Raw genomic sequence first — 8,091 nt, 5'->3', positions numbered from 1 at the left:
GCGGTGGTGGGCACGATTGTTGGCCTGGCCATGAGCAAAAGTGGCGCGGACAAAGGGCTGACCAAGCTATGCGATGCCTTCAGTAACGCCCTGTTTCCGCCCACGGTGCAGGCGAACATTCTCACCGGTTCCACCAATACCCTGACCAATAACATACCTGCCGCCCGTGCCGCCGGGGCGATCAGCTCCCATGTCACGCCGGCCGGTACCGAGCTGGAAGAAACCAAACCCGAGCCGGAACCCAGTTACCTGGACATGGCCGAGGGTTTCTTCTCGCAGATGTGGCGCCCTACCGTTGCAACGCCTGCGCCGGGCGCCGTGCCCAAGCCGCTGGACCTGGTGGTGTGCATGAAGCACCCGCCGATGCCGCCGCAGTTTCTGGCCGAAGGCTCGGATAAGGTCACCATCAACGGCCAACCCGCCGTGCGCAGTGGTGATCGCAGTACCTGCGATGCGACGGTGGTGTCGTCCGGGCTGATTTCCTCCAACGTGACCATCGGCGGCGGTTCGGTAGTGGTGCGTGAAATTCGCAGCGGCAAGACGCCCGGCGTCGGGCTGGCGGTTACAGCGCTGTTGATGCTCAAAGGGGGCAAGGGCAAGTTCTTCAGCAAGTTGCCGTGCATGTTGGTCAGCGGCGCCACTTCGATGGCCATCAGCAGCGCGATGGGGGCCGCGGCCAACGCCGCGATGGGTTCGTCGAACCCGGTGCATGCTGCGACGGGCGCGAAGGTATTGGGTGATGTCGAGGAGCTGGATTTCGTACTGCCGGGCATCCTGCCGATTGACTGGCAGCGCTTCTACAACAGTCGCGATGAGCGCCCGGGCAGCCTGTTTGGCGTCGGCTGGAGTGTGCCGTACGAGGTGTGCGTCGACATTCAGCCCCATCCCGAGGGCGGCGAAACGCTGGTGTATACCGATGAGCAGGGTCGGCCCATCGACATGGGCGCCATTCCCTTGGGCGGCGCAGTGTTCAGCGCCGGTGAAGGGCTTGCGGTGCGGCGACACCTCAATGGGCAGTTGCTGATCGAAAGCGACGACGGCATGTACCGCTTGTTCGAAGCTGCGCCAGCGAACCCGTCGCAACTGCGTCTGAGCCAATTGGGTGATCGTAACGACAACCGCATCTACCTCGACTATGACGAAACCGGGCACTTGGTGCGCCTGCGCGATACGTTCGATCTGGTTCAGGTTGAGCTGATCCGCGATCAGGGCTATCTGAGCCGCATCGAACGCCTGTACCCGGATCAACGTCGCGAAGTGCTGGTGAGCTACGGCTACGACGCAGCGGGCAATCTGGCGCAAGTGCGTGATGCAACCGATCAAGTGCAGCGGCGCTTTGCCTACGATGCCGGGCGCCGAATGGTGGAGCATCAATTGCCCACCGGATTGCGCTGTTTCTATGAGTGGGCACTGGTTGAAGGCCTGGAATGGCGCGTGGTTCGGCATTGGACCGATGAGGGCGATGCTTACCAGTTCGACTATGACCTGCAGGCCGGACTCACGCGGATCACCGATGGTTTGCAGCGCGTGAGTACGCGGTACTGGAACACTCAACATCAGATCATTCAATACAGCGATAACCTTGGCCAGACCTGGCTGTTTGAGTGGAATGACGAACGTCAGTTGCTCAGCGCGACTGATCCGCTGGGTGGGCGCTATGAGTACAGCTACGATGAGAGCGGCAACCTCAGTACATCCAGTGACCCATTGGGCCGTATTGAATCCGTTTTATGGCTGGAACATTGGTCTCTTCCACTGGTTGAAACCGATAGTGCCGGCAGCAGTTGGCAATACGAATATAACGCCAGCGGCAATTGTGTCCGCGAAACAGACCCGCTGGGTCTCGTCACTCGCTACCGTTATAACGCTGGTGGCCAGATCGTAGAGATTGTCGACCCCGCAGGTAAAAGCAACACCTTGCGCTGGAATAAATACGGGCAGCTGTCAGAGCATATCGACTGCTCAGGTTACTCAACAAAATTCAGCTACGACCATCGCGGTTATTTACAGACCATCACCGATGCGCTCGGCGAGCGCACGACTTACCTGCATGACGCTCGCGGGCGTCTGCTGCATTATCAACTGCCAGATGGTCGCGTTGAAGAATACCTACGTGACACAAGTGGCCAGCTCACCCAACACATCGATGCGGCCGGCCACACCACCGCCTATCAATACGATGGACGTGGGCAAGTTCGCCAACGCATCGACGCCCACGGACGCCACGTTCAATTTAACTATGATGCCTATGGTCGTCTCCAGGCACTGACCAATGAAAATGGTGAACAGTATCGATTTATCTGGGATGCGGTCGATCGAATCGTCGAGCAACAAGACCTGGATGGCAGCGCCCGACGCTATGCCTACGACGGATTGGACAATGCCATTCTCGAGTCTCATATACCCGCCCCTTATGGTTCTGGACTGGCACTTGTACCCGATACACCAATAGATCCCATCACTCATCATTTGGAACGGGACGCCGCTGGCCGATTGACCGGAAAAGTAACGGCCGATGGTCGAACCGACTACACCTACGACAGCGTCAACCAACTTACCGTTGCCACATTCACAGATACCCAAGGCTGCGAGCAAAGCCTGTCATTTACTTACGATGCTGTCGGCCAATTGCTGGAAGAACAAAGCTCGGCAGGCAGCCTGCGTCATCACTACGACGAACTGGGTAACCTGATACAAACGCAATTGCCCGATGGGCGCCATATCAACCGTCTCTACTACGGAAGTGGTCATCTGCACCAACTGAACCTCGATGGTCAGTTGATCAGTGATTTCGAGCGGGACCGGCTGCACCGTGAGGTTCTGCGTACTCAGGGACACATTACTACGCGGAGCGAGTATGACCGTGGTGGACGCCTACGTTCGCGCATACTGCGCAATGCCGACCAGCCAACGCTGCTACCGCCCAGAGTACAGAAGCATTTCAATTACGACGCCAACGACAATCTGATCACCCGCATTGACCGTACGCCGGTTGCCAGTCGTCAACAATTGTTCCACTACGATGCGACGGGACGTATTGTCGCCAACCAAGACAACCTTCAGGGGCTGAGCGAAACGTTTGCCTACGACGCTGCCGCCAACTTGCTGGACGGTCCCCAACCCGGTGCAGGGCTGGTGGTACATAACAAACTACTGACCTATCAGGACAAACGATATCGCTACGATGCCTTCGGTCGAATGGTAGAGAAGCGTACCGGTAGTCATCGAGTACAACGCTTCTTTTATGATGCAGAACATCGTTTAATTGAAGTTCACAGCACCAACGGAGTTCAAGAAACTGTCGTCAAAATGTGCTACGACCCACTCGGTCGAAGGACATTAAAAACTGAACATGACATCCGCGGGTTTCCACTAGGCGAGACATATTTCATCTGGGACGGATTGCGACTGCTTCAAGAGCAAAAGAACAGTCTGAACAGCCTGTACCTCTATGGAACAGACAGCCACGAGCCGCTTTCACGTGTGGATGGTGTGGGTGCCCAACAAAAAATCCGGTACTACCACAATGATCAGAACGGACTGCCCGAACAACTATCGGATGCCACGGGTAATATCGTCTGGCATGCTCGTTATCGGGTTTGGGGCAATACCATTGAAGAGGTTCGTGAGCCTCACTACATCGAAGAGCAGAATCTGCGATTCCAGGGCCAATATTTGGATCGCGAGACAGGCCTGCACTTCAATACCTTTCGTTTCTATGATCCGGATATTGGGCGATTCACCACACCAGACCCCATCGAGCTATTGGGAGGAGTCAACCTTTACCAATACGCTCCCAACCCTTTAGGGTGGATAGATCCTTGGGGCTGGTCATGCCACGGCAACTCGAGAAAAAGCCGCAAGGCACAACACGGCTATGAAGTCGTAGACACGCGCACCGGAAAAGTTGCAAAGACCGGTGTGAGTGGCGGCAGAATAAAGAAAAATGGAAAATCGGCGCGAGCCGAAAAACAGGTTAGAGACTGGAACGCAGAACCAGGTAATACGGGACGGTATGAGTCCAGAGTAATCAAAAAGGTGCCGGCTGGCCCCGGCGCTCGGTGGAAAATCGAGCGTTGGGAGCAACGAAATGCAAACCGCCGCAGGCAGGAATTAGACCCAGCGAGGCATTCAAGGCCATGATTTTAAAAGAAGTGTACCTGTACCCGGACTTGACCGAATACAGCGACGAGATCATTCATCCGTTCCGCGATCAAAGCCGGTCTGTCTGCAATTTTCTGGAGCGCCATTTGAGCGCCCAAAAATTCGAGACGGTGGGCTTCAAAAAAATTTGTTTTGTCGGAACCAAGCAAACTACGCAGGAGGTCTACGTGAACTCCAGCGGCGCACTTATTGTGCCGGTCACTATGGACGAGGTCGCCTATAAAAACTGCGTAACGTCCGACGAACTCAATGAGTTTTTTATAAGCCTGCTGTTGAATGGGTTGGCAAAAGCGATAAAGCACATAGCGCTTCCTGCCGCCCTATTCAAAGACACACTTGATGAGTTTCGCCGTAACCACTTTAAAAACGAGTGGGTTTTCAAGAGTAAAAAAATAAAAACCCCTGCGTGTACCTGCGTACTTGAGTGCCGCCTGACAATCGATTTTTTCTTTTTGAGTTTTAAAGTTTTGAAGAACAACACCTGTGTGCTCGACAAAGAGATTTTGCGAACAGCTCCCGATGAAGTGGTCTTCCTTCCTTACTTAAAGGATATCAAGGAAGAAAACGGAAGAATAAAAGTCATCGACAAGTCAGGCATGGCGTTTTACATCACCACCGCTGCCAGCCTCGATAAGCTATGACGCGCGCAGTCGGCAACATCATGTTTAACTCAGAGCTCGATCAAGCACTAAAGCGTCAGCACACACCGATATTCGCCTAATAAAACAAGCATGGGGGCAGATTTATTTTCCGGCTCGTTCAAGCATCATAAAATGCGCCCCCTTTCCCCGGGAAAGAGTATCGCGTGGTAGCGACCGTCAATAACGACGGGGTGAGCATGCTCAACGACCATAAGGACATTTCTACCGTTGACTATAAAGAGACGGGCCTCAAAGATGGCGTACTCTCCAAGACCAATGAGCCCAAGGCAAAAGGCGTAGGTTTTCGGATACTCGACAAATTCAACAAAACCATCACCTCTTTTCGCGTCGAGAAAAAAGGGGCGAACGGAAAGTGGAAGACCTGCGGATAACGACAAAATGGATATCTTCAATCTCATTTTATACAAGCTTGAAAGTTTCCTGAACATCCGGCCAGCTCATCAGGCACTGGGCGTTATTTTTTATCAGGAAGACGAACCTTTATTACTCTCCGCTGCCGCCAAGAAAAGCAATGGAACAACGCTTTATTTGAGCCGTTGGCACGATCTCTTTTCCGCGAGCGCTTTTGAAAAAGCCATGTTGAAACAGGGATTTACGGAGGCGGACTGCTATGCTCTTCTACTCGTCCTGTCTCGCTTTGGTCATTTGTTGGACATCGACAATCGTCAACGCACTAATAAAGACTATTTTATTTTCTTCTATCTGATCCAGCTGATCAGTCTAAAAAATAGTCCTATCGATGAGGACGCGGCGTTCAGGAATCACATGCTCACGTTCCTGCTTTTTGAATTGAGCATTGATGACGAGGTGTATCGCAGGTTCAGTATCAAGGATAACCAGCTGCTGATGGTGACCGAGGCTTTTGGATCTATAGCACTGCTGGACCTGATTAACGTGATATACAAGACGATTAAAGCAGACACCAGAAAAGAACACGCACTGCTGAGCACCTTGAAAGCGTTCCAGACAAACATCGTTAAACTATTGATTACGCCGGATAATAAAAATTATCGCTTGAATTTTAATGATCGTTACAGCGAGCTCATGTATCCCGACGTGTTCCTGTATACCTATACCCACCACAGGCAGCAGGCTTTTGAAGCCTTGGTCGATACCGTCAACCCACTTCAATCAACCGAAAACCTTTTCGTTTCCAGTATTATTTTGATGAATTATGCTTTTTATATCCTGCGAACCCGCCCACGAGAGATTCTGAAGCTAAAAAAATTCGTCGATGATGATGCACTATTCGGCAAACTGCTAGAAGCCGTAATCAAGCGTCGAATGGCCGTTACTAAAGTGCAATTTGAAAAGATTCCAACAGGCCACGATCTGTCACTGATAAACGATAAGCAAACCTCCTTCTACAATATTTTGTACAGTCTTTAACCTATATGTCTGACGCGTTATGGGCAGCCCGGATGGGCGATGCGCTCTCCCACACTTCGATGATGGCGGACATCCTCGGCGGTGTGCTGGAGGTGGCGGCCAATATCGCGATCACGGCGGTAGCGACGGCTGCCGTGGTTGCTGCCACCGGCATTACCGTAGTCACCGGTGGCCTCGGCTGCTTCCTGCTGGGTGCGGTGGTGGGCACGATTGTTGGCCTGGCCATGAGCAAAAGTGGCGCGGACAAAGGGCTGACCAAGCTATGCGATGCCTTCAGTAACGCCCTGTTTCCGCCCACGGTGCAGGCGAACATTCTCACCGGTTCCACCAATACCCTGACCAATAACATACCTGCCGCCCGTGCCGCCGGGGCGATCAGCTCCCATGTCACGCCGGCCGGTACCGAGCTGGAAGAAACCAAACCCGAGCCGGAACCCAGTTACCTGGACATGGCCGAGGGTTTCTTCTCGCAGATGTGGCGCCCTACCGTTGCAACGCCTGCGCCGGGCGCCGTGCCCAAGCCGCTGGACCTGGTGGTGTGCATGAAGCACCCGCCGATGCCGCCGCAGTTTCTGGCCGAAGGCTCGGATAAGGTCACCATCAACGGCCAACCCGCCGTGCGCAGTGGTGATCGCAGTACCTGCGATGCGACGGTGGTGTCGTCCGGGCTGATTTCCTCCAACGTGACCATCGGCGGCGGTTCGGTAGTGGTGCGTGAAATTCGCAGCGGCAAGACGCCCGGCGTCGGGCTGGCGGTTACAGCGCTGTTGATGCTCAAAGGGGGCAAGGGCAAGTTCTTCAGCAAGTTGCCGTGCATGTTGGTCAGCGGCGCCACTTCGATGGCCATCAGCAGCGCGATGGGGGCCGCGGCCAACGCCGCGATGGGTTCGTCGAACCCGGTGCATGCTGCGACGGGCGCGAAGGTATTGGGTGATGTCGAGGAGCTGGATTTCGTACTGCCGGGCATCCTGCCGATTGACTGGCAGCGCTTCTACAACAGTCGCGATGAGCGCCCGGGCAGCCTGTTTGGCGTCGGCTGGAGTGTGCCGTACGAGGTGTGCGTCGACATTCAGCCCCATCCCGAGGGCGGCGAAACGCTGGTGTATACCGATGAGCAGGGTCGGCCCATCGACATGGGCGCCATTCCCTTGGGCGGCGCAGTGTTCAGCGCCGGTGAAGGGCTTGCGGTGCGGCGACACCTCAATGGGCAGTTGCTGATCGAAAGCGACGACGGCATGTACCGCTTGTTCGAAGCTGCGCCAGCGAACCCGTCGCAACTGCGTCTGAGCCAATTGGGTGATCGTAACGACAACCGCATCTACCTCGACTATGACGAAACCGGGCACTTGGTGCGCCTGCGCGATACGTTCGATCTGGTTCAGGTTGAGCTGATCCGCGATCAGGGCTATCTGAGCCGCATCGAACGCCTGTACCCGGATCAACGTCGCGAAGTGCTGGTGAGCTACGGCTACGACGCAGCGGGCAATCTGGCGCAAGTGCGTGATGCAACCGATCAAGTGCAGCGGCGCTTTGCCTACGATGCCGGGCGCCGAATGGTGGAGCATCAATTGCCCACCGGATTGCGCTGTTTCTATGAGTGGGCACTGGTTGAAGGCCTGGAATGGCGCGTGGTTCGGCATTGGACCGATGAGGGCGATGCTTACCAGTTCGACTATGACCTGCAGGCCGGACTCACGCGGATCACCGATGGTTTGCAGCGCGTGAGTACGCGGTACTGGAACACTCAACATCAGATCATTCAATACAGCGATAACCTTGGCCAGACCTGGCTGTTTGAGTGGAATGACGAACGTCAGTTGCTCAGCGCGACTGATCCGCTGGGTGGGCGCTATGAGTACAGCTACGATGAGAGCGG

At 54.8% G+C, this 8,091-nt stretch carries 5 protein-coding genes; all 5 read left to right on the top strand.

Annotation, left to right across the window (positions count from 1 at the left end):
- Positions 1-4,143: RHS repeat-associated core domain-containing protein (locus tag BFP92_RS23590; RefSeq protein ID WP_065931345.1), on the top strand; the 4,143-nt coding region annotated here is incomplete at its 5' end.
- Positions 4,140-4,805, top strand: a complete 666-nt coding sequence (locus BFP92_RS23585) for a hypothetical protein (protein WP_065931344.1) — start codon at positions 4,140-4,142, stop codon at positions 4,803-4,805. The genes BFP92_RS23590 and BFP92_RS23585, both read left to right, overlap by 4 nt.
- A 164-nt stretch (positions 4,806-4,969) precedes the next feature.
- Positions 4,970-5,197 (top strand): hypothetical protein, encoded by a 228-nt coding sequence (locus BFP92_RS23580; protein ID WP_065931343.1) that lies wholly within the window; start codon positions 4,970-4,972, stop codon positions 5,195-5,197.
- Between the two features lie 7 nt (positions 5,198-5,204).
- Complete coding sequence (locus tag BFP92_RS23575) at positions 5,205-6,215, top strand: hypothetical protein (protein ID WP_065931342.1); 1,011 nt, start codon at positions 5,205-5,207, stop codon at positions 6,213-6,215.
- 5 nt (positions 6,216-6,220) lie between these two features.
- A partial coding sequence (locus BFP92_RS23570; protein WP_170875860.1) for a DUF6531 domain-containing protein occupies positions 6,221-8,091 on the top strand: 1,871 nt, incomplete at its 3' end.

It is taken from the genome of Pseudomonas sp. 58 R 3, assembly GCF_900006605.1.
Classification (GTDB): domain Bacteria; phylum Pseudomonadota; class Gammaproteobacteria; order Pseudomonadales; family Pseudomonadaceae; genus Aquipseudomonas; species Aquipseudomonas salomonii.
Note: the sequence above shows the minus strand (reverse complement) of the source record. Positions and strands in the feature narration are given on the sequence as shown.